Raw genomic sequence first — 20,893 nt, 5'->3', positions numbered from 1 at the left:
TTTAGCACTTATTTGCCCAACGAAGCTGTGTCGCCATGAAGTTTATCATCAAGTTATTTCCTGAAATCACCATCAAGAGTCCGTCGGTGCGTTTGCGCTTTATTAAGATTCTTGCCAGCAATATCCGCAATGTCCTGAAGACGGTCAGTGATGAGATCGCGGTAGTGCGTTACTGGGATCACATTGAAGTGCGTTCGAAAAATCCGGCGCTCGGGGAAATTATTCCTGATGAGCTGACGCGCATTCCAGGGATCCATCACGTTCTGGCGGTTGAAGATCTTGAGTACACCGATATTCATCACATCTTTGAACAGACCTTAGCCCAGTATCGCGACAGCCTGGAAGGAAAAAGCTTCTGCGTCCGCGTTAAACGTCGTGGTAAGCATAGCTTCAGTTCGCAGGACGTGGAACGTTATGTCGGCGGCGGGCTGAACCAGCACATCGAGAGCGCCCGGGTACAGCTTAAAAATCCGGACGTGACGGTGAACCTTGAAGTGGAAGAGAACCGTCTGACGCTGGTGACAGCGCGTTACGAAGGGCTGGGCGGATTCCCGATCGGTACTCAGGAAGATGTGCTGTCGCTGATCTCCGGCGGCTTCGACTCCGGCGTCTCCAGCTACATGCTGCTGCGTCGCGGTAGTCGTGTGCACTATTGCTTCTTTAATCTGGGTGGCGCAGCGCATGAAATTGGCGTCCGTCAGGTCGCGCACTATCTGTGGAATCGCTTCGGCCGTTCGCACCGCGTTCGCTTCGTGGCGATTAACTTCGAGCCGGTAGTAGGTGAAATCCTCGAAAAAGTGGATGACGGCCAGATGGGCGTGGTGCTGAAACGCATGATGGTGCGTGCCGCGTCGATGATTGCTGAGCGCTACGGCGTACAGGCGCTGGTGACCGGTGAAGCGGTCGGCCAGGTTTCCAGCCAGACGCTGACTAACCTGCGCCTGATTGATAACGCCTCGGACACCCTGATTCTGCGTCCGCTGATCTCGCATGATAAAGAACACATCATCAAGATAGCGCGTGAAATCGGCACCGAAGATTTTGCCAGCACTATGCCGGAATATTGCGGCGTGATCTCAAAAAGCCCGACGGTGAAAGCGGTTAAGGCGAAGATTGAGGCAGAAGAGCAGAATTTCGACTTCGATATCCTCAATCGGGTAGTGGAAGAAGCGACCAACGTCGATATCCGGACCATCGCCGAACAGACCGAAGAAGAGGTGGTGGAAGTCGAAACCGTGGCCTCGCTGGGCGATAATGATATCGTGCTGGATATCCGGGCGATCGACGAGCAGGAAGAGAATCCATTAAAGCTCAACGCCACCGAAGTGAAATCGCTGCCGTTTTATAAACTCAGCAGCCAGTTTGGCGATCTCGACCAGAACCGTACCTGGTTGCTTTACTGCGATCGCGGCGTGATGAGTCGTCTGCAGGCTCTTTACCTGCACGAGCAGGGCTATAAGAACGTCAAAGTTTACCGTCCATAGTCGATCTACGCCGGTAACACGGCCAGTCGGGACCAGCACGGTCCTGACTGGCCGCCTTCAATCTTATCAGGCCTGATAATCGTAAATGCCCGGTGCCAGCACCAGCTGTGCGGCCACCTCGCGCGCTTTCTCTTTTCCCACCAGCAGATCGATCAGCTTCAGGGCAAAATCCATTGCCGTACCGGGACCCTGACTGGTCAGCAGTTTCACCCGCGGATCCCAGACCACCCGTCGTTCCATCCATTTCTCTTCAGGTATCGTCTGTTTCAATCCGGGAAAGCCCGTCATGTTGCCGACCGGGAACAGGTCGTGCGGCACCAGTACCGTACCGGCCGCGGCACAGATGGCCGCCACGATTTTGTCGTTGAGGTGATACTGGCGCACCGTTTCAACCAGCAGCGGACTGTCACGAAACGTCTCGGCACCTTTCAGTCCGCCGGGCAACACAATCGCGGCATAATCGTTGTCGGCTACTTCAACCAGCGGGGCATCGGCCAGCAAACGCACGCCGCGCGAGCAGCGGATTTCAAGGCTGCCATCACTCTCAACGCTGGCGGTAACCACCTTTAATCCACCCCGCACCAGCAGATCGATGATGGTGACGGCTTCGGTCTCTTCACTGCCATGTGCCAGGCAAACCAGTACCGATGCGTTCGCGGACATAATAGGACTCCTTACGTTTAACAATGTCGTACAGCCGGCTGTTTTCCGTCAGCACCAGGCCGTGAGTTCGGGCGCGGCGCAGCAGAAAGCCGCTGATATAATCAATTTCGGTCAGTCGCTGGGCGCGAACGTCCTGCAGCATCGAAGAGGTATTGGCCGCGGTGCTTTCAATTACATCGAAAATAATATCCTGCAGGCTTTCGCTGGCGACGTTCTGACCTTCACGCTCCATCACCCAACTGATCTCATCGCACAGCCGCGCGATCTGATCGGCATAGGCGCGTAAGGCACCGTTCTGGCAATCATATTCCACCGTCATCGGGTTGATGACGCAGTTAACCGCCAGCTTACGCCAGCAGGCGGCGCGGATATTGTCGTGCCAGGCGACGTCGGGCAGGGCATGATGCAGGATGTCGGCGATATCGCTGTAAGCGGCGCTTTTACGGTTGCCCGGCCCGATGTGGGTGATACCGCTGGCGATGTGTTTTATTACCGTTCCGTCGCGCATTGCCGCATGGGTAGTAACACCGCGCAGCAGCGGCTGGGTCAGCCCTTTTAGCTCCTCCAGCGTACCCATACCGTTATGCAGCAGCAGCACCGGGCAGTTTTCCGCCAGCACGCTTTCCAGGTTTTTAACCGCCGGCGAGACCTGCGGCGCTTTCAGTGTCACCAGCAGTAACTGGCTCTCAGCCAGAAACAGCGGATCGTTAGCTATAAAGGTGCGGTTTGAAATGTTGCCTTGCGGATCGACGACATTGGCTGAGCAATAGGGCTGTGGTACCCGCAACCACCCCTGAACCTCGTGTCCCTGGCGAGCCAGCGCTGTGAGCCACACCTGACCCAGAGCACCGCAACCTAACACGGTAATTTTCATACTGCCTCCCGCTGGCGGGCTATCTATTTATTCTTCACTGTCACAGAACAAGTATAGCGTTGTGTGCAGCCTGATTTTATTTAGCACCGTAAGACGCGTATTATGCATGTCACTTTAGCGTCAGGAGAAGAAGAGATGCCATCTTTCGATATCGTTTCAGAAGTCGATCTGCAGGAAATTCGCAATGCGGTGGAAAATGCCAACCGTGAAGTGTCTACCCGCTTTGATTTCCGCAACGTGAGCGCCGAATTTGAGCTCAACGAAAAGAATGAAACCATCAAAATCACCAGCGAGTCCGATTTTCAGGTCAAACAGCTGGTCGATATTTTGCGTGAGAAACTGCTGAAGCGCGGAATTGAAGGCGGTGCCTTAGAGGTGCCGGAAGAGATTGAGCACAGCGGTAAAAGCTGGGCAGTCGATGCCAAACTGAAAAAAGGCATTGAAAGCGACGTGGCGAAAAAGCTGGTGAAGCTGATCAAAGACAGCAAGCTGAAAGTACAGACCCAGATTCAGGGTGAAGCGTTACGCGTTACCGGCAAAGCGCGTGATGACTTGCAGGGTGCTATGGCGATTGTGCGCGGCAGCAACCTTGGACAGCCGTTCCAGTTTAAAAACTTCCGCGACTAAGCGGGACAGGCTGCGTTTCCTCAGCCTGAAGGTAGTGAAAAAAACCGGCTAAGGCCGGGTTTTTTGTTATCTGGCAGGAGCAGCCCTGCATCGATCTGAATTTGTTAGCCGTCTGAATAGCGGAGTCAGAGACATCGGTGGGATCGCACGCTGGCTTGCATCTCTTTGAACAAGTCAAACGTCTGGAGCGGGTTGGGAGCTGTAGGGCGTCTGTGCGATCGCGCTTGCTCAGGGAACCTGTGCCTTTCGCAAAGACGCAATAGCGCCATCCATGACGGCTCAGCGCGCGCGATTACGCACCTTATCCCTGAGGTGCGCCCGTAGCCGGGCCAACGCGTTGCGTTGTTCAAAAACGCTCCCGGCGTTTTTGTCCCTGGCCCGCGATGCTTTGCTACAGGCACAGGCATCCATCGCCCTGGATTTATGAGTCGTCTGTAAGAAGGCTTGTGCCGGGTTTAAGATTAAGCACCAAATCAAATTCGGGGGATTCAGCAGCAACGTAAAAGCTAAAGGGGCGCAGAGAACACGGGCAGAAGAGGAAAGCGTCCCGCGCCAGGGACGGCGCGGGACGAGCGTGCCATAGATGGCGGCTTTTGCGACTTTCCGATCTGACCGTGTTCCCTGAGTCAGTTCGATCCTGAAGCGAAACGGGCTAATCGGTCAGATTTAACCGGCAGAACCCATTTTAAACTAGCAACTGCCTAACAGAGCTTCCAGCTCAGGGCGGCTGGTAACTTTGCTGTCAATTTTGATGTAGGCGCTTTTCTCTTCCGGCACGATAAACACAGAGTTAACGCCCGGCTGCGCTTTCAGACGCTGTTCCAGGTTGGGCGCTGCCAGTGCCGCATCGCTCAGCACCAGCCGCAGGCTGCTAACATACGGCGGCTCCTGCATCGTCATACTGACAAACAGCCAGGCGGCGGCGACTATAGCACCGACCAGGAATACTGTTTGCGCATCGAAGTGACCAAAGACCCAGCCACCCATGCTGCCGCCCACCGCCACGCCGAGGAACTGGCTGGTGGAGTAGAGGCCCATCGCCGTGCCTTTATAACCGGCAGGGGACTCTTTACTCACCAGCGACGGCAGAATCGCTTCCATCAGATTGAAGGCGAAGAAGAACAGCTGCACGCCGACGACCAGCGTCCAGAAGTGGCCCGCCGCGCCCCACAGCACAATTTCTGCCACCACGATCATCCCGACGCAGCCGACAAATACCCGCTTCATACGACGCTTCACTTCGGCGTAGATGATAAACGGCACCACGCCAGCAAACGCGATCAGCATCGTGGCGAGATAGACTTTCCAGTGCTCAGGTGCCGGGAAGCCCGCCTGTTCAAACTGGCCGGGCAGGGCGACAAAGCTCGACATCAACAGGACGTGCAGGCAGAAAATACCGATATTCAGCTTAACCAGTCGGGAGTTGGCCAGCACTTTACGGAAGCTGCCTTTCACCATCCCGGATTCGCGGTTCAGCACGTGGTGTGAGGCGGACGGCACCACCAGCAGGGTAATCACGATGCCGAGCGACGCCAGGATCGCAATCATCCAGAACAGCGCATGCAGACCCAGCGCGTGGGTGACGATGGGACCGACCACCATTGCAATCGCAAAGGTAATGCCGAAACTGATGCCGATAAAGGCCATCGCTTTGGTGCGGTTCTGTTCGCGCGTCAGATCCGACAGCAGCGCCATCACGGCGGCGGCAATGGCACCGGACCCCTGTAAGGCGCGGCCCAGAATAATTCCCCAGATCGATTCGGTGCAGGCCGCGATCACGCTGCCCAGCACAAACAGCAGCAGTCCGCCGACGATCAGCGGCTTACGACCAATACGATCGGAAAGCAGACCAAAAGGAATCTGAAATATGGCCTGAGCAAGGCCGTAAATACCAATGGCCAGGCCGATTAAGGTTTCACTCGCGTCCTGTAACGCCATGCCATACGTGGTCAATACCGGCAGGACCATGAACATTCCCAACATGCGCAGGGAAAAGACCGTACCGAGGCCCCATGTGGCGCGCAGCTCCACCGGAGTCATTTTATTATCGTTCATTCCAACCTCTGTTAATGTGCTGCGTTTATTCTAGGGGGCGGGGCAGGGCGGGTAAAATAATAGTTTTTAAGCAGTGGTAACAAAAAGAAAGGGCGCGAAAATCGCGCCCTTATCATGCTGTTGCGGTATCGGTTACCAGACGTAGGTCAGCAGGTCTTTCGAGGCCGGAGCCATCGAATCTACCGACATCATCACGCTGAGAGCGGTGATGGCGACGATGGAGAAGACGAACAGCTTACGTGCCCAGACCCGATCGTTAGCGGTCTTGTAGCCCGATAACGCCATGCCCAGCCACCAGACGCTGACGGCAGCAGCCACCACCAGATATTTGTAGCCGGCGTATCCGCCCAGCGTCAGCATCAGCGTGGCAATCATAAACGCCAGAATGTAGAGCGTAATATGATTCTTCGCTACCGAGATGCCTTTCACCACCGGCAGAACCGGGATGTTCGCTGCCTGGTAATCTTTAAAACGGAAGATGGCAATCGCGTACGAATGCGGCATCTGCCACAGGCTAAAGATCGCCAGCAGGATTAACGCGCCTGCATCAAACTCGTTGGAGACCGCACAATAACCGATCACCGGTGGCGCGGCGCCAGACAGACTACCGATCAGCGTTCCGTAGACTGAATTACGCTTCATATAGAGGCTGTAAATGCCGACGTACACCACGAAGCCCATCACCGCCAGCCACATGGCCAGCGGGTTAGCGCCGAAATAGAGCAACGCAAAGCCAGCAATACCCAATACAGTGGCATAAACCAGGCTTACTTTCGCGGAGATGAGGCCTTTTACCAGCACCCGATTCCTGGTTCTCTCCATTTTGATGTCGATGTCGCGGTCAATCACGTTGTTGAAGACACAACCTGATGCGACTACCAATGACACGCCAACCAGTGCGGTGAGAAACAGGGCGTAATCAATGCTGCCTTTAGAGGCCAGCAGAAATCCGCCGATCACAGAAATTAAATTCCCGAAAATAATTCCTGGTTTTGTAACTTGCAGGTATTGCTTAAACATTACGCGCGACTCTTTAGTGAGGCATCATGTTGTAGTTGAGGTTCCACATGATCCACAGTGAGCCTACTACGACAATCAGGATGATAATTGCCGAGAAGACAATGGCCACCATGTTCCAGCCACCCTCAGACTTGCTGTCTAAATGCAGGAAGTAGACCAGGTGCACCAGCACCTGAATTACTGCACAGACCAGCACAACACCGAGAATGGTACCGTGAGATGCACTGCCATCCATTACCATCCAGAACGGGATTGCCGTCAGGATGATAGAGAGGATGAAGCCGATCATGTAAGACTTCACGCTACCGTGAGAAGCGCCATGTTCGTTAACAGAATGACTCATTACATGGCTCCCATCAGGTAAACAACGGTGAAGACGCAAATCCAGACCACGTCCAGGAAGTGCCAGAACAGGCTCAGACACATGATACGAGTACGGTTAGTGGCATTCAGGCCGCGTTTAGACACCTGGAACATCAGTACCAGCATCCAAATCAGACCGGAGGTCACGTGCAGACCGTGGGTACCGACCAGCGTAAAGAAGCCAGACAGGAAGCCACTGCGATCCGGACCGAAGCCTTCAGCAATCAGGTGATGGAATTCATAGATTTCCATGCCGATGAAGCCCAGACCAAACAGGAAGGTCAGCGCCAGCCAGCCGATAACGGCACCTTTTTGCTCCTTGTTCATCGAGATAACAGCCATGCCGTAAGTGATCGAACTCAACAGCAGCAGGGCGGTTTCTACCAGAACAAACGGCAGTTCAAAGATATCTTTACCTGCCGGGCCACCGGCAGTGTTGTTGACCATAACTGCATAGGTCGCAAACAGGGTTGCGAAGATAATGCAGTCACTCATCAGGTAGATCCAGAAGCCAAAGACTTTATTGGCTCCTGCATCGTGATGCCCATGCTCCGCATGGGCGTCGTGGTGATGCTTAATCAGAGTTTCAGTTGACATTATTTCAGACCTGCTTTGCTGATTTCGTCAAAGTGCTGCTTCTCAATCTTCTCAACTTCGGCAACCGGTACGTAGTAATCCACGTCTTCGTCGAAGCTCTTCACAATCCAGGTAACGATCATGCCGAGGAATGAGAGGCCAGCCAGCCACCAGATATGCCAGATCAGCGCGAAGCCCATAACCGTGGCGAATGCACAGATGATCAGTGCAGCACCGCTGTTTTTCGGCATATGAATTTCTTCATATTTTTCCGGCTGTTTGTACGCTTCGCCTTTCTCTTTCATTTCCCAGAAAGCGTCACGCTCATGGACATGCGGGATGACAGCAAAGTTGTAGAACGGTGGTGGTGAAGAGGTTGCCCACTCCAGCGTACGGCCGCCCCACGGGTCACCGGTCACATCGCGGTTCTGGTCACGGTCACGTACCGAAACGTAGAACATGGTCAGCTGACACAGGATACCCATTGCAATCAGACCCGCACCGACCGCAGCAACCACCAGTAAGGAGTGGAACTGTGGATCGATATCCTGGCTCAGACGACGGGTCATACCCATGAAGCCCAGTGCGTACAGCGGCATAAAGGCAACGAAGAAGCCAATGATCCAGAACCAGAATGCGCGCTTACCCCAGGTTTCGTTCAGGGTGAAGCCAAAGGCTTTCGGGAACCAGTAGGTCACGCCCGCCATACAACCGAACACCACACCACCGATAATCACGTTATGGAAGTGTGCAATCAGGAACAGGCTGTTGTGCAGAATGAAGTCAGCGCCCGGAACGGCCAGCAGTACGCCGGTCATACCCCCTACGGAGAAGGTTACCAGGAAGCCAACGGTCCACAGCATGGCAGAGTGCATCTGAATGCGGCCCTGATACATGGTGAACAGCCAGTTAAAGATTTTAACCCCGGTCGGAATCGCGATGATCATCGTCATGATACCGAAGAAGGCGTTAACGTTGGCTCCCGCACCCATGGTGAAGAAGTGGTGCAGCCAGACGATGAACGACAGTACGGTAATGGCGATGGTCGCCCACACCAGCGAGGTGTAACCAAACAGACGTTTTTTGGAGAAGGTCGCCGTAATTTCTGCGAACACACCAAACACCGGCAGAACCAGAATGTAAACTTCCGGATGACCCCAGACCCAGATCAGGTTGACGTACATCATCATGTTCCCGCCCATTTCATTGGTGAAGAAATGGAAGCCGAGATAACGATCAAGGGTCAACAGTGCCAGCGTAACGGTAAGAACCGGGAACGCAGCGATGATCAGGACGTTGGTGCAGAGCGCGGTCCAGGTAAATACCGGCATTTTGAACAGGCTCATGCCCGGTGCGCGCATCTTCAGAATGGTCACGAAGAAGTTAATACCGGTTAAGGTCGTACCAATACCGGAAAGCTGGAGACTCCAGATCCAGTAATCGACCCCGACGCCGGGACTGTACTCCGCGCCGGAGAGCGGCGGATATGCCAGCCAGCCGGTCTGTGCGAACTCGCCCACACCCAGCGACAGGTTAACCAGGATCACACCGACCGCAGTAAACCAGAAGCTCAGGTTGTTCAGGAACGGGAACGCCACGTCGCGTGCGCCAATCTGCAGCGGTACGGCGATGTTCATCAGGCCAACCACGAACGGCATCGCCACGAAGAAGATCATAATCACGCCATGCGCGGTAAAGATCTGGTCGTAGTGGTGCGGTGGTAATATGCCCGCTTCCCCGGCCGAAGCCAGTACCTGTTGGGTACGCATCATGATCGCATCAGCAAAGCCACGCAGCAGCATGACAAAGGCCATGATGATATACATGATACCCAGTTTTTTGTGGTCAACAGACGTTAGCCATTCTGACCACAGATATTGCCATTTACCAAAATAGGTGATGGCAGCAATGACCGCCAGACCACCTAAGATGATACCGGCGACCGTAACCATGATAATCGGCTCATGATACGGCACTGCATCCAGTGTTAATTTTCCGAACATCGTATTATTCCTCGGCTCCCGCGGAAGCGGCGTGACTCATGTCCATACCTTCGTGCTCAGGCATGTCCATTTTCCCGTGGCTCATCTTGAACTTGTTAATGACTTGCAAGAACAGTTTCGGATCAGCTGAAGAGAAATATTCCACCGGATGATTTTCGCTTGGCACAGCCACTTTCTCGAAATCTTCCATAGTGTTCAGCGTGTTAGGGGCTGCTTTAACTTTAGCCACCCACTGCTGGAATTCCGCATCGTCTTTGGTTGCAATGGCTTTGAACTTCATGCCAGAGAAACCGCGACCACTGAAGTTCGCAGAGATACCGTCGAAAGTCCCTGGCTCATTCGCAATCAGATGCAGCTTGGTCTGCATACCAGCCATTGCATAAATCTGGCTGCCGAGTGTCGGGATGAAGAAAGAGTTCATGACGGAGTTGGACGTGATTTTGAAGTTCACTGGCGTATTTGCCGGGAAGGCAATCTGGTTGACGGTCGCAATACCCTGTTCCGGGTAAATGAACAACCATTTCCAGTCCAGTGCAACCACATCGATTTCAACCGGTTTCACATCGGATTGCAGCGGTTTGCTGGGCTCCAGTGCGTGGGTTGATTTCCAGGTCAGCACGCTGAGGAAGAGAATGATCAGGATCGGAATGGTCCAGACCACGGCTTCCACTTTGTTAGAGTGTGACCAGTTCGGGCTGTACTTCGCATTCGTGTTGGACGCCCGATATTTCCAGGCAAACACCACGGCCATCAAGACTGCGGGAATCACGACGATCAACATCAGGCCAAAGGCAGTCAGTATCAGCGAACGTTGCTCCAGTGCAATCTGTCCTTTGGGATTTAACAATGCACTATCGCAGCCACTCATTAATAAAGTGCCTGCAATTAATGACAAAATCCCCAAACTTTTATTGTATTTACTGAGTCTCATTTAACGACCTCAATGACAAAGGGCTCTATTGTCGTTTAAGTGTGCGCGCATTTTACGGGAAGGTTTATGCAGTGTAAACCAGCTTAAGGATGTGTCAGAGGCGTGTTGACACCTTTTGCTAAGGGTGTCACAGATGTTGCTTCAGGTGACAAATTATTAACGCAGACAAGCAGTTGGGGCCAATATAACAAAAACCAATGGAAGTAACCGCTAAAAAATCAGGGAAAGGAATAACCCTTACTTTTATCTCCAGATTATTTAACAAATTCGCATCATTTGATCGATGAAATTTAACCAAACTAATTGCTCACCGGTTTTTAGTATTTCAGAGGATCCTATTTTCGCAAGAATGTTTTTTTTAAAAATAACACGCGATGATAAAACCAGCTGCCCGCCGCGCTTCGGTAAAACAATAAGCAATCAGCGGTGAAACATTGATTCTGCTAATGACTGGTGGCAGGCGATGCGCCGCTGTTTTTTAGCGCCCGGTAGTCCAGCACCACACCAGACAGCACCGCCAGCAAGGTCAGCGCCATCCCGATTTCAAACAGCCGCGGCAGCCACAGCGTCAGCGTCAGCACGCCGAGCGCGTCGATCGCCAGCGCCAGCAACCACAGTGCCAGCAGGCTGCATCCGGCAGCAAACAGACGATTGGTCCAGCGATAACCCTGCGGGTAGCAGCTGCGGACCAGGAAAGTGCCGCTTTGCTGTACCTGATCCAGCGTCTGGCGGCAGAACGCCAGCAGCAGCAAGCCCGGCAGACCGGCGACTACGGTAAAGGCATAGAACGTCGGCCATCCCCACAGCTCAACCAGCCAGCCAGCTGCCGGACCGACATAGACCCGGCCAACGGCGGAGAGCGCCGACAGCAGCGCAAACTGGGTGGCGGAAAAGGATTTGTTACACAGCGTCATAAGCAGCGCCACAAATGCCGCTGTCCCCATGCCGCCGCACAGATTTTCAACAAATACCGCGCTCGCCATGCTCCACAACTGCTTGTCGGTTACCGCCAGCAGCCAGTAGCCAAAATTCGATATCGCCTGCAGCAGGCCAAAAATCATCAACGCCCGGAACAGGCTCAGGCGCTGCATCAGCACCCCGCCATATAACGCACCGATAATCGTCGCCAGCAGGCCAAGCGTTTTGTTGACCAGTCCGACGTCACCGGCATTGAAGCCCACGCCACGAATCAGGAAGGTAGTCGTCAGCGAGGCGGCAAACGCATCGCCCAGCTTATAAAGGATGATCAGGGTGATCAGCAGCCAGGCATTGTTGCGCTGGAAAAAATCTTTTAACGGATCGACCACCGCCTGACGCAGCGTATGTGGCGTGGTGATGTGAGTGTCCGGTTCGCTGGCCAGCAGGGTGGCGATAATGCCGGGCACCAGCATCAGCGCCATCAGCCAGTAGGTCGCCTGCCAGCCCAGATAGCGATCGGCCAGCCACAGCGCGAGTCCGCCCGAAATCAACATCGCCAGCCGGTAGCCCAGCACGGTGATTGCCGCACCGCTACCGCGCTCTTCCGGCGGCAGGATGTCAGTTTTCCAGGCGTCAAAAACGATATCCTGCGAAGCAGAGCAGAAGGCGATCACGACCGCCAGTGCGGCCATCAGGGTCAGATCCCGGCTGGGTTGCAGAAAACCCATCGCCACAATGCCGCCAATCAGCGCCAGCTGACTGAGCAGTAACCAGCCACGACGCCGTCCGAGAAACGGCGGAGTATAGCGGTCCATCATGGGCGACCAGAGAAACTTAAACACGTAAGCCTGACCCACCAGCGAAAAAAAGCCGATGGTTTTCAGGTCAACATTTTCTACCGTCATCCACGCCTGCAGCGTCCCGGCAGTCAGCGCGAGCGGCAGCCCGGAAGCAAAACCGAGTAACAGTAATACGGCGGCGTTTTTTTGACTGAAGAGACGAAGATAGTGGTTCATGCTGACCCTGAATGTAGCGATGTGCCCGGCACAGAGCCGGGCAGGCGTGAAGCGGAATTAACGGGCGTTTTGCTTGATGAAGTCATTGACGCTGGTGTCCTGCGCCATATCAGCGATGACATCGCTCATGGTGGAGTTCACTGCGTTAGTAATCTTCTGGTTACTGGCGCTGAACGCACCTTCTACGCTGTAGGTCTGGCGGTAGTTTTTAACCTGCTTGTTGCCGTTTTTGGCGGTGGCGATGATCGAGATATCCGCTTTGGTGGTGATGCTGTAGCGCACATTGCCCTGCGTCACGTCGGCATACAGATTGTTCACCACAATCTGCAAATCAACTGCGCCATTCGGACCCACCATATAACCGCGTGCGGTCATTTGCTTCTCCAGCACTTCCTGCAGCAGGAAACGCAGATCGCGCGATGGCGTCAGGGTCACTAACTGACCATCACGGTTCACTTTCGCCAGCGCCTGATCGCTACGCTGATCGGCACCGTTAATGCTGACGGTAACGCCCATCAGGCCGGGATCCTGCTGCGGCAACTGAATTTTTGGCTGGATAGTGAGGGTATTATTGCTGGTTGCACAGCCGGCCAAAATGAACGCAGCCAGCAGCGGGAATAACAGTTTTTTCAACATACTTTTTCTCGTTGGTGTCGGGGGTTGGTTTGCAAAAACTGCCGCCATCATAGCATTGCCCGGCAGTGAAAAAAGCCCCGTCAAAGTGGAAAATGCGTATCAGGCGGATTTTAGATTGGATCGTTCAGCGCCGGGTTTGCTGATGCTTTCCTCTGCGTTATCATGCGCGCCGACGAAGCGCGGGCCGCAAATCGAATATTTACCGTCCGGCTACGGGAAAGCGCGGTAAAAGCGACTAATATTGAAAGAGATGGGGCACAGCGCTCGCCATTGAGGAGTAATACCCATGATTCGCGAACAAATAGAAGAAAAGCTGCGCCTGGCTTTTGAGCCGGCTCATCTGGAAGTGCATGACGAAAGTTATCGACACAATGTTCCTGCCGGGTCTGAGAGCCATTTCAAAGTGGTCATTGTCAGTGATTGCTTTGCGGGCCAACGTTTCCTGGCGCGTCATCGCTCCATCTACGGTGAACTCGCGGCCGAATTAGCCGGCAGCGTGCACGCCTTAGCACTTCATACCTATACCCTGAAAGAGTGGGAAGGACTGCAGGATACGGTACTGGCGTCGCCGAACTGTCGCGGTGCCGGAACGCTCGCCTGATCACCCCTCACGAAAACGGCCTGCGGGCCGTTTTTTTTTGCTTATTTAGCCAGAAACGCGATCTCCGGCTCAAAAAAGCAGCAAAGCTGCTGAAAAGTGGTGAGTTAGCGTCCTCGACTCATTCCGGCGATGTCGCTATAATGCTGCGTCTATTTTTCCGGAATGTCTTCGGGACGCTTCTGGTAACAGGGATCAGGTTCTCTTCACGGAAGCCGTCCCGGTTGTTGGATACGGCGCATTTCACTATGTGTGGTGTCTGAAGTTGACCGAGCACGTGATTTTTTGAGGTAACAAGATGCAAGTTTCTGTAGAAACCACTCAGGGCCTGGGCCGTCGCATTACGATTACTGTCGCTGCTGACAGCATCGAAAGCGCTGTAAAAAAAGAACTGGTTGACGTTGCCAGGAAAGTCCGTATCGATGGTTTCCGTAAAGGCAAAGTGCCGATGAACATCGTTGCGCAGCGTTACGGCGCTTCTGTCCGTCAGGACGTGCTGGGCGATCTGATGACGCGTAACTTCGTTGACGCCATCATCAAAGAGAAGATCAATCCGGCTGGCGCACCAAACTATGTGCCGGGCGAATATAAAGAAGGTCAGGATTTCACCTACTCGGTTGAATTCGAAGTTTATCCAGAAGTTGAACTGAAAGGCCTGGAAAACATCGAAGTCGAAAAACCACTGGTTGAAGTGACTGATGCTGATGTTGACACCATGCTGGACACCCTGCGTAAGCAGCAGGCTAACTGGATCGAAAGCGATGCAGCAGCCGGTCCGGAAGATCGTGCCACTATCGATTTCAACGGTTCTGTTGACGGTGAAGAATTCGAAGGCGGAAAAGCCTCTGATTTCGTACTGGCAATGGGCCAGGGCCGCATGATCCCAGGCTTTGAAGAAGGCGTTGTGGGTCACAAAGCGGGCGAGACTTTCACTATCGACGTGAAATTCCCGGACGACTACCACGCGGAAAACCTGAAAGGCAAAGACGCGAAGTTCGAGATCGTGCTGAAGAAAGTTGAGACGCGCGAACTGCCAGAACTGACCGAAGAGTTCATCAAGCGTTTCGGCGTTGAAGATGGTTCCGTTGCCGGTCTGCGCGCTGAAGTGCGTAAGAACATGGATCGTGAGCTGAAAGGTGCAATCCGTAACCGCGTGAAAACGCAGGCGATTGATGGCCTGGTCGCGGCGAACGACATCGACGTGCCCGCCGCTCTGATCGACAGCGAAATCGACGTTCTGCGTCGCCAGGCTGCACAGCGTTTCGGTGGCAACGAGCAGCAAGCGCTGGAACTGCCACGCGAACTGTTTGAAGAGCAGGCGAAACGCCGTGTGGTAGTTGGCCTGCTGCTGGGCGAAGTGATTCGTACCCACGAGCTGAAAGCTGACGAAGCCCGCGTTAACGCGCTGATTGAAGAGATGGCGTCTGCGTATGAAGATCCGCAGGAAGTGATCGAGTTCTACAGCAAGAATAACGAGCTGATGAACAACATGCGCAACGTCGCACTGGAAGAGCAAGCGGTTGAAGCGGTTCTGGCGAAAGCCAAAGTGACCGAGAAAGAGACCAACTTCCAGGATCTGATGAATCAGACCGCACAGGCCTGATCACCGATTTAACCGTCTGTGCTAAGCCCGTGACTGAAAAGTCGCGGGCTTTTTTGTGTTTCGCGTTTGAGCGCACACTCTTTGGCGCTATTTGCCTAATTATTCGGCAAATTATTCACGCATCGCTTTTTCCGGGTTAGCGATTGAAGAAAAGGTTGTTATGCTTGAAACAACTGGGCAGCATCCCCAGATACAGGGAGTATGCAAGAAAACAGTTATGCTGACTGATTAGCCGTCCTGAGGTGTCGGAAACAGGCTGAGCGTGGTTTTTTCCGCTCGTCTTACGTAGAATCGGTACAGAATGTTGCCAATGAAATTTATCCAGGAGACGGTAATGTCATACAGTGGCGATCGTGAATATACTGCACCGCACAATGCGCTGGTGCCAATGGTGGTCGAACAAACTTCGCGCGGTGAGCGTTCTTACGACATTTACTCCCGTCTGCTCAAAGAGCGCGTCATCTTTCTGACCGGCCAGGTTGAAGATCACATGGCCAATCTGATCGTGGCGCAGATGCTGTTTCTGGAAGCAGAGAACCCGGAAAAAGATATCTATCTCTACATCAACTCGCCAGGCGGGGTGATTACCGCCGGGATGTCGATCTACGACACCATGAAATTTATCAAACCAGATGTCAGCACCATCTGTATGGGACAGGCCTGCTCTATGGGCGCCTTCCTGCTGACTGCGGGCACCAAAGGTAAGCGTTTCTGCCTGCCAAATTCCCGCGTGATGATCCACCAGCCACTGGGTGGCTACCAGGGTCAGGCGTCAGACATTGAAATCCATGCGCGTGAAATCCTGAAAGTTAAGCAGCGTATGAACGAACTGATGGCTGAGCATACCGGTAAAACGCTGGAAGAAATTGAGCGTGATACCGAGCGTGACCGTTTCCTCTCGGCGAGTGAAGCGGTAGAGTATGGATTAGTCGATTCAATTCTGACGCATCGAGAATAAGACCCGACTTACCCTTGTCCTTACGCTATAGTTAACGGGATAAGGGTACCAGTTTGGGTTGAATGAATTTCGGCCGTCTCCGCACGGCCAGCGCCGTACGCCGGTATGGCCTGAGAACAAGAAGAGGTTAACTGATGACAGATAAGCGCAAAGACGGTTCAGGAAAGTTGCTGTACTGCTCTTTTTGCGGCAAAAGCCAGCATGAAGTGCGAAAGCTGATTGCCGGGCCGTCAGTGTATATCTGCGATGAGTGTGTTGATCTGTGTAACGACATCATTCGCGAAGAGATTAAAGAAGTTGCCCCGCATCGCGAACGTAGCGCGCTGCCTACACCGCATGAAATTCGCCATCACCTCGATGATTATGTAATCGGCCAGGAAAAGGCGAAGAAAGTGCTGGCTGTGGCGGTGTATAACCACTACAAACGCCTGCGTAACGGCGATACCAGCAATGGCATCGAACTGGGCAAAAGTAACATTCTGCTGATTGGCCCGACCGGTAGCGGTAAAACGCTGCTGGCAGAAACACTGGCACGCTTGCTGGATGTGCCGTTCACCATGGCTGACGCCACCACGCTGACCGAAGCGGGTTACGTGGGTGAAGATGTGGAAAACATCATTCAGAAACTGCTGCAGAAGTGCGACTACGACGTGCAGAAAGCGCAGCGCGGCATCGTTTATATTGATGAAATCGACAAAATCTCACGTAAGTCTGATAACCCGTCGATTACCCGTGACGTTTCAGGCGAAGGCGTGCAGCAGGCATTACTGAAGCTGATTGAAGGCACCGTGGCTGCCGTTCCACCGCAGGGTGGACGTAAGCATCCGCAGCAGGAATTCTTGCAGGTTGATACCTCTAAGATTCTGTTTATCTGCGGCGGCGCATTTGCCGGACTGGATAAAGTGATTGCCCAGCGTGTGGAGACCGGATCGGGTATCGGTTTCGGCGCCACCGTAAAAGGCAAATCGCAGAAAGCCACCGAAGGCGAACTGCTTTCACAGTGTGAACCGGAAGATTTGATCAAATTTGGTCTGATCCCCGAATTCATCGGTCGTCTGCCGGTAGTCGCTACCCTGAGCGAACTGAGTGAAGAAGCGCTGATACAGATTCTGCGTGAACCGAAAAACGCCCTGACCAAACAGTACCAGGCGCTGTTTAACCTGGAAGGCGTTGAGCTGGAATTCCGTGACGAGGCGTTAACTGCTATCGCGAAAAAAGCGATGTCACGCAAAACCGGCGCACGTGGTTTACGTTCAATCGTCGAAGGGGCGTTGCTGGAAACGATGTACGACCTGCCGTCGATGGACGATGTCGAAAAAGTGGTGATTGATGAATCAGTTATTGAAGGCCAGTCTGAGCCGATGCTGATTTACGGTAAGCACGAAGCGCAGGCTTCTGGCGAATAAATAAACAGATCATCCAGGTTGTCATCTTAAAAAAGGGGAAAATGTTTCCCCTTTTGCTTTTCTCGCCTCTGTGACGTTGAATGTCGGACGATCATCCCCATATACTCAGATACCTGTGGGTTTAACTGCATACCTGCCTGATGCGGTTCCCATCACCTGGCGGACATTAAACTAAGAGAGAGCTCTATGAATCCTGAGCGTTCTGAACGCATTGAAATCCCCGTGTTGCCGCTGCGCGACGTGGTGGTTTATCCGCACATGGTAATTCCGTTGTTTGTTGGCCGGGAAAAATCAATTCGGTGCCTCGAAGCCGCAATGGATCATGATAAGAAGATCATGCTGGTCGCACAGAAAGAGGCTTCAACGGATGAACCTGGCATTAACGATCTCTTCTCGGTAGGGACCGTTGCATCTGTATTGCAAATGCTGAAACTGCCGGACGGTACGGTTAAAGTGCTGGTCGAAGGTTTGCAGCGCGCCCACATCACCACGCTGGCGGATAACGGTGATCATTTTGTGGCCGAGGCTGAATATCTGGTGTCGCCAGAGATTGAAGAGCGCGAGCAGGAAGTGCTGGTGCGCACCGCAATCAATCAGTTTGAAGGCTACATCAAACTTAATAAAAAGATCCCGCCTGAGGTTTTAACCTCGCTGAACAACATTGACGATGCGGCCCGTCTGGCTGACACCGTCGCTGCACATATGCCGTTGAAACTGGCAGACAAACAGTCTGTGCTGGAGATGTCCGACGTTAACGAACGTCTGGAATATCTGATGGCGATGATGGAGTCTGAAATCGATCTGCTGCAGGTTGAGAAGCGTATTCGCAACCGCGTTAAAAAGCAGATGGAGAAGAGCCAGCGTGAGTACTATCTGAATGAGCAGATGAAGGCGATTCAGAAAGAGCTGGGCGAAATGGACGATGCGCCTGACGAGTACGAAGCGTTAAAACGCAAAATCGACGCGGCCAAAATGCCGGAAGAGGCGCGTGAAAAAGCCGAAGCTGAGCTGCAGAAGCTGAAAATGATGTCTCCGATGTCAGCGGAAGCGACCGTGGTACGTGGCTACATCGACTGGATGGTGCAGGTTCCATGGAACGCGCGCAGCAAAGTCAAAAAAGATCTGCGTAAAGCCCAGGAGACGCTGGATATCGACCATTACGGCCTTGAGCGCGTGAAGGATCGTATCCTTGAGTATCTTGCGGTGCAGAGTCGCGTCAGCAAAATCAAAGGCCCGATCCTCTGCCTGGTCGGACCGCCAGGGGTAGGTAAAACCTCCCTCGGTCAGTCGATCGCGAAAGCGACCGGACGTAAATATGTGCGTATGGCGCTGGGCGGCGTACGTGACGAAGCCGAGATCCGTGGTCACCGTCGTACCTATATCGGTTCGATGCCGGGCAAGCTGATCCAGAAAATGGCTAAAGTCGGGGTTAAAAACCCGCTGTTCCTGCTGGATGAGATTGACAAAATGTCGTCCGACATGCGCGGCGATCCGGCTTCAGCATTGCTGGAAGTGCTTGATCCAGAACAAAACATTGCGTTCAACGATCACTATCTGGAAGTCGATTATGACCTGTCAGATGTGATGTTCGTGGCGACCTCGAACTCCATGAACATTCCGGCACCGCTGCTGGACCGTATGGAAGTGATTCGTCTATCGGGTTACACCGAGGATGAAAAACTGAACATCGCCAAACAGCATCTGTTGCCGAAACAGATTGAGCGTAACGCGCTGAAAGCCAATGAGATCACGGTCGAAGACAGTGCGATTGTCGGCATTATCCGTTACTACACGCGTGAAGCCGGGGTGCGTAGCCTTGAGCGTGAGCTGTCGAAATTGTGCCGTAAAGCGGTCAAGTCGCTGCTGATGGACAAGACGAAAAAGCACATCACTATCAATGGTGAAAACCTGAAGGATTTCCTCGGGGTGCAACGCTTCGACTACGGTCGTGCTGACAGTGAAAACCGCGTGGGCCAGGTAACCGGTCTGGCGTGGACCGAAGTGGGTGGCGATCTGCTGACGATTGAAACCGCCTGCGTACCGGGTAAAGGCAAGCTGACCTATACCGGTTCACTGGGTGAGGTGATGCAGGAGTCAATTCAGGCCGCCTTAACCGTGGTGCGTGCGCGTGCCGAGAAGCTGGGCATCAACGGCGACTTCTACGAGAAACGTGATATCCACGTTCACGTTCCGGAAGGGGCAACGCCGAAAGATGGTCCAAGCGCCGGTATTGCGATGTGTACGGCGCTGGTCTCCTGCCTGACCGGTAACCCGGTCCGTGCTGATGTCGCCATGACCGGTGAAATCACCCTGCGCGGACAGGTACTGCCGATTGGCGGACTGAAAGAGAAGCTGCTGGCAGCCCACCGCGGTGGCATTAAAACGGTGCTGATCCCGGACGACAACAAACGCGATCTGGAAGAGATTCCACAGAACGTGATTGCCGATCTCGACATCCATCCGGTCAAACGCATCGAAGAAGTGCTGAATCTGGCACTGGAAAATGCGCCGTACGGTATGCAGGTTGCGACCGCAAAATAGTGATTAACGGCATAAACCGTTAAAAAGCGAAGCTGGCAAGGCAATTGGCGCTTGCCAGCTTTTTTTTGTGCCGCTAATTTAGGTGGCTGCCGACGCGGTGTTCTCAGAGAAATTCCGTTGTTTCGGCTCCACAGGCTTGATATAACTTGCTGCGCGTGCGTATCCGGCGGGAAGCGCGGGTACGATGTGAAATAATAAAAGAGGGGATGAAGAGAGTGAATAAGTCACAGTTGATCGACAAAATTGCTGCGGATGCTGATATTTCTAAAGCAGCAGCGGGACGTGTTTTAGATGCATTCATGGGTTCTGTTTCTGACGCGCTGAAAGGCGGCGACGAAGTGGCGCTGGTCGGTTTCGGCACTTTCTCCGTGCGCGAGCGTGCTGCACGCACTGGCCGCAACCCACAAACCGGCAAAGAGATTACAATTCCGGCCGGTAAAGTACCGGGCTTCCGTGCTGGTAAAGCATTGAAAGACGCAGTCAATTAATAACAACGAAAACGTTCATTGACGTATTTTCTTCAGTGGATCAGAGGACGGTTAACGCGTTCTCATGTAACATACGGGCACATCAATCAGATGTGCCTTTTTTGTTTTAACCGGCGATAATCAGGCCATAATA

The 20,893-nt window shown here is 53.4% G+C and carries 18 protein-coding genes; 8 read left to right on the top strand and 10 right to left on the bottom strand.

Annotated features, from left to right (window positions below; genetic code table 11):
- Positions 1 to 35 precede the first annotated feature (35 nt).
- Positions 36 to 1,484 (top strand): tRNA uracil 4-sulfurtransferase ThiI, encoded by a 1,449-nt coding sequence (thiI, locus tag FHW04_RS14145; RefSeq protein ID WP_089562047.1) that lies wholly within the window; start codon positions 36 to 38, stop codon positions 1,482 to 1,484.
- Positions 1,485 to 1,550: 66 nt separating this feature from the next.
- Here thiI and yajL read toward each other — a convergent pair whose 3' ends face one another.
- Positions 1,551 to 2,147 carry a protein deglycase YajL gene (gene yajL, locus FHW04_RS14140; protein ID WP_089562048.1) on the bottom strand — a complete coding sequence of 199 codons (597 nt, stop codon included), beginning with the start codon at positions 2,145 to 2,147 and terminating at the stop codon, positions 1,551 to 1,553.
- The gene (gene panE / locus FHW04_RS14135) at positions 2,101 to 3,021 is read right to left on the bottom strand and encodes a 2-dehydropantoate 2-reductase (RefSeq protein WP_069727939.1); all 921 of its coding nucleotides are present in this window, start codon (positions 3,019 to 3,021) and stop codon (positions 2,101 to 2,103) included. Before panE ends, yajL begins: the two co-directional genes overlap by 47 nt.
- A 135-nt stretch (positions 3,022 to 3,156) precedes the next feature.
- On the opposite strand from panE, the gene FHW04_RS14130 reads away from it, so the two are divergent.
- The gene (locus FHW04_RS14130) at positions 3,157 to 3,648 is read left to right on the top strand and encodes a YajQ family cyclic di-GMP-binding protein (protein ID WP_003852530.1); all 492 of its coding nucleotides are present in this window, start codon (positions 3,157 to 3,159) and stop codon (positions 3,646 to 3,648) included.
- Between the two features lie 690 nt (positions 3,649 to 4,338).
- On the opposite strand, the gene FHW04_RS14125 is transcribed toward FHW04_RS14130, so the two are convergent.
- The 8 genes from FHW04_RS14125 to FHW04_RS14090 form a co-directional block, all read right to left on the bottom strand.
- Entirely contained in the window at positions 4,339 to 5,703 is a 1,365-nt protein-coding gene (locus FHW04_RS14125; RefSeq protein ID WP_089562049.1) for an MFS transporter, read from the bottom strand.
- Positions 5,704 to 5,835: 132 nt separating this feature from the next.
- On the bottom strand, positions 5,836 to 6,723 hold the full coding sequence (cyoE, locus tag FHW04_RS14120) for a heme o synthase (protein WP_089562050.1): 888 nt from the start codon (positions 6,721 to 6,723) through the stop codon (positions 5,836 to 5,838).
- A 13-nt stretch (positions 6,724 to 6,736) separates the two neighbouring features.
- Entirely contained in the window at positions 6,737 to 7,066 is a 330-nt protein-coding gene (locus FHW04_RS14115; RefSeq protein ID WP_008924889.1) for a cytochrome o ubiquinol oxidase subunit IV, read from the bottom strand.
- Entirely contained in the window at positions 7,066 to 7,683 is a 618-nt protein-coding gene (locus FHW04_RS14110; protein WP_013356987.1) for a cytochrome o ubiquinol oxidase subunit III, read from the bottom strand. The genes FHW04_RS14115 and FHW04_RS14110 overlap by 1 nt, the downstream gene beginning before the upstream one ends.
- Positions 7,683 to 9,665 (bottom strand): cytochrome o ubiquinol oxidase subunit I, encoded by a 1,983-nt coding sequence (gene cyoB / locus FHW04_RS14105; protein ID WP_089562051.1) that lies wholly within the window; start codon positions 9,663 to 9,665, stop codon positions 7,683 to 7,685. The genes FHW04_RS14110 and cyoB overlap by 1 nt, the downstream gene beginning before the upstream one ends.
- A 4-nt stretch (positions 9,666 to 9,669) precedes the next feature.
- Positions 9,670 to 10,596, bottom strand: a complete 927-nt coding sequence (gene cyoA / locus FHW04_RS14100) for a cytochrome o ubiquinol oxidase subunit II (RefSeq protein ID WP_031374679.1) — start codon at positions 10,594 to 10,596, stop codon at positions 9,670 to 9,672.
- Between the two features lie 443 nt (positions 10,597 to 11,039).
- Complete coding sequence (gene ampG, locus FHW04_RS14095) at positions 11,040 to 12,530, bottom strand: muropeptide MFS transporter AmpG (RefSeq protein WP_069727941.1); 1,491 nt, start codon at positions 12,528 to 12,530, stop codon at positions 11,040 to 11,042.
- Between the two features lie 57 nt (positions 12,531 to 12,587).
- On the bottom strand, positions 12,588 to 13,166 hold the full coding sequence (locus FHW04_RS14090) for a lipoprotein (protein WP_031374677.1): 579 nt from the start codon (positions 13,164 to 13,166) through the stop codon (positions 12,588 to 12,590).
- A 286-nt stretch (positions 13,167 to 13,452) separates the two neighbouring features.
- On the opposite strand from FHW04_RS14090, the gene bolA reads away from it, so the two are divergent.
- The 6 genes from bolA (at position 13,453) to hupB (ending at position 20,760) form a co-directional block, all read left to right on the top strand.
- On the top strand, positions 13,453 to 13,767 hold the full coding sequence (gene bolA, locus FHW04_RS14085; protein WP_031374676.1) for a transcriptional regulator BolA: 315 nt from the start codon (positions 13,453 to 13,455) through the stop codon (positions 13,765 to 13,767).
- A 295-nt stretch (positions 13,768 to 14,062) separates the two neighbouring features.
- Positions 14,063 to 15,367: a trigger factor gene (gene tig, locus FHW04_RS14080; RefSeq protein ID WP_046288484.1), complete on the top strand. Its 1,305-nt coding sequence runs from the start codon at positions 14,063 to 14,065 to the stop codon at positions 15,365 to 15,367.
- 334 nt (positions 15,368 to 15,701) lie between these two features.
- Positions 15,702 to 16,325: an ATP-dependent Clp endopeptidase proteolytic subunit ClpP gene (gene clpP / locus FHW04_RS14075; protein WP_031374675.1), complete on the top strand. Its 624-nt coding sequence runs from the start codon at positions 15,702 to 15,704 to the stop codon at positions 16,323 to 16,325.
- A 134-nt stretch (positions 16,326 to 16,459) separates the two neighbouring features.
- The gene (gene clpX / locus FHW04_RS14070) at positions 16,460 to 17,731 is read left to right on the top strand and encodes an ATP-dependent protease ATP-binding subunit ClpX (RefSeq protein ID WP_031374674.1); all 1,272 of its coding nucleotides are present in this window, start codon (positions 16,460 to 16,462) and stop codon (positions 17,729 to 17,731) included.
- Positions 17,732 to 17,917: 186 nt separating this feature from the next.
- Entirely contained in the window at positions 17,918 to 20,272 is a 2,355-nt protein-coding gene (gene lon, locus FHW04_RS14065; protein ID WP_031374673.1) for an endopeptidase La, read from the top strand.
- Between the two features lie 215 nt (positions 20,273 to 20,487).
- The gene (gene hupB, locus FHW04_RS14060) at positions 20,488 to 20,760 is read left to right on the top strand and encodes a nucleoid-associated protein HU-beta (RefSeq protein WP_014606441.1); all 273 of its coding nucleotides are present in this window, start codon (positions 20,488 to 20,490) and stop codon (positions 20,758 to 20,760) included.
- Positions 20,761 to 20,893: the final 133 nt, after the last annotated feature.

It is taken from the genome of Pantoea sp. AN62 (assembly GCF_050432985.1).
Lineage (GTDB): Bacteria > Pseudomonadota > Gammaproteobacteria > Enterobacterales > Enterobacteriaceae > Pantoea > Pantoea brenneri.
This window is presented reverse-complemented; position numbering and strand designations above follow the sequence as displayed.

Excerpts from the sequence above, each read along its gene's own strand:
- FHW04_RS14125 (WP_089562049.1), bottom strand. The coding sequence starts at position 5,703 with ATGAACGATAATAAAATGACTCCGGTGGAGCTGCGCGCCACATGGGGC.
- FHW04_RS14090 (WP_031374677.1), bottom strand. The coding sequence starts at position 13,166 with ATGTTGAAAAAACTGTTATTCCCGCTGCTGGCTGCGTTCATTTTGGCC.
- tig (WP_046288484.1), top strand. The coding sequence starts at position 14,063 with ATGCAAGTTTCTGTAGAAACCACTCAGGGCCTGGGCCGTCGCATTACG.
- FHW04_RS14130 (WP_003852530.1), top strand. The coding sequence starts at position 3,157 with ATGCCATCTTTCGATATCGTTTCAGAAGTCGATCTGCAGGAAATTCGC.
- thiI (WP_089562047.1), top strand. The coding sequence starts at position 36 with ATGAAGTTTATCATCAAGTTATTTCCTGAAATCACCATCAAGAGTCCG.
- FHW04_RS14110 (WP_013356987.1), bottom strand. The coding sequence starts at position 7,683 with ATGTCAACTGAAACTCTGATTAAGCATCACCACGACGCCCATGCGGAG.
- clpP (WP_031374675.1), top strand. The coding sequence starts at position 15,702 with ATGTCATACAGTGGCGATCGTGAATATACTGCACCGCACAATGCGCTG.
- FHW04_RS14115 (WP_008924889.1), bottom strand. The coding sequence starts at position 7,066 with ATGAGTCATTCTGTTAACGAACATGGCGCTTCTCACGGTAGCGTGAAG.
- panE (WP_069727939.1), bottom strand. The coding sequence starts at position 3,021 with ATGAAAATTACCGTGTTAGGTTGCGGTGCTCTGGGTCAGGTGTGGCTC.
- lon (WP_031374673.1), top strand. The coding sequence starts at position 17,918 with ATGAATCCTGAGCGTTCTGAACGCATTGAAATCCCCGTGTTGCCGCTG.
- clpX (WP_031374674.1), top strand. The coding sequence starts at position 16,460 with ATGACAGATAAGCGCAAAGACGGTTCAGGAAAGTTGCTGTACTGCTCT.
- yajL (WP_089562048.1), bottom strand. The coding sequence starts at position 2,147 with ATGTCCGCGAACGCATCGGTACTGGTTTGCCTGGCACATGGCAGTGAA.
- cyoA (WP_031374679.1), bottom strand. The coding sequence starts at position 10,596 with ATGAGACTCAGTAAATACAATAAAAGTTTGGGGATTTTGTCATTAATT.
- cyoE (WP_089562050.1), bottom strand. The coding sequence starts at position 6,723 with ATGTTTAAGCAATACCTGCAAGTTACAAAACCAGGAATTATTTTCGGG.
- bolA (WP_031374676.1), top strand. The coding sequence starts at position 13,453 with ATGATTCGCGAACAAATAGAAGAAAAGCTGCGCCTGGCTTTTGAGCCG.
- ampG (WP_069727941.1), bottom strand. The coding sequence starts at position 12,530 with ATGAACCACTATCTTCGTCTCTTCAGTCAAAAAAACGCCGCCGTATTA.
- cyoB (WP_089562051.1), bottom strand. The coding sequence starts at position 9,665 with ATGTTCGGAAAATTAACACTGGATGCAGTGCCGTATCATGAGCCGATT.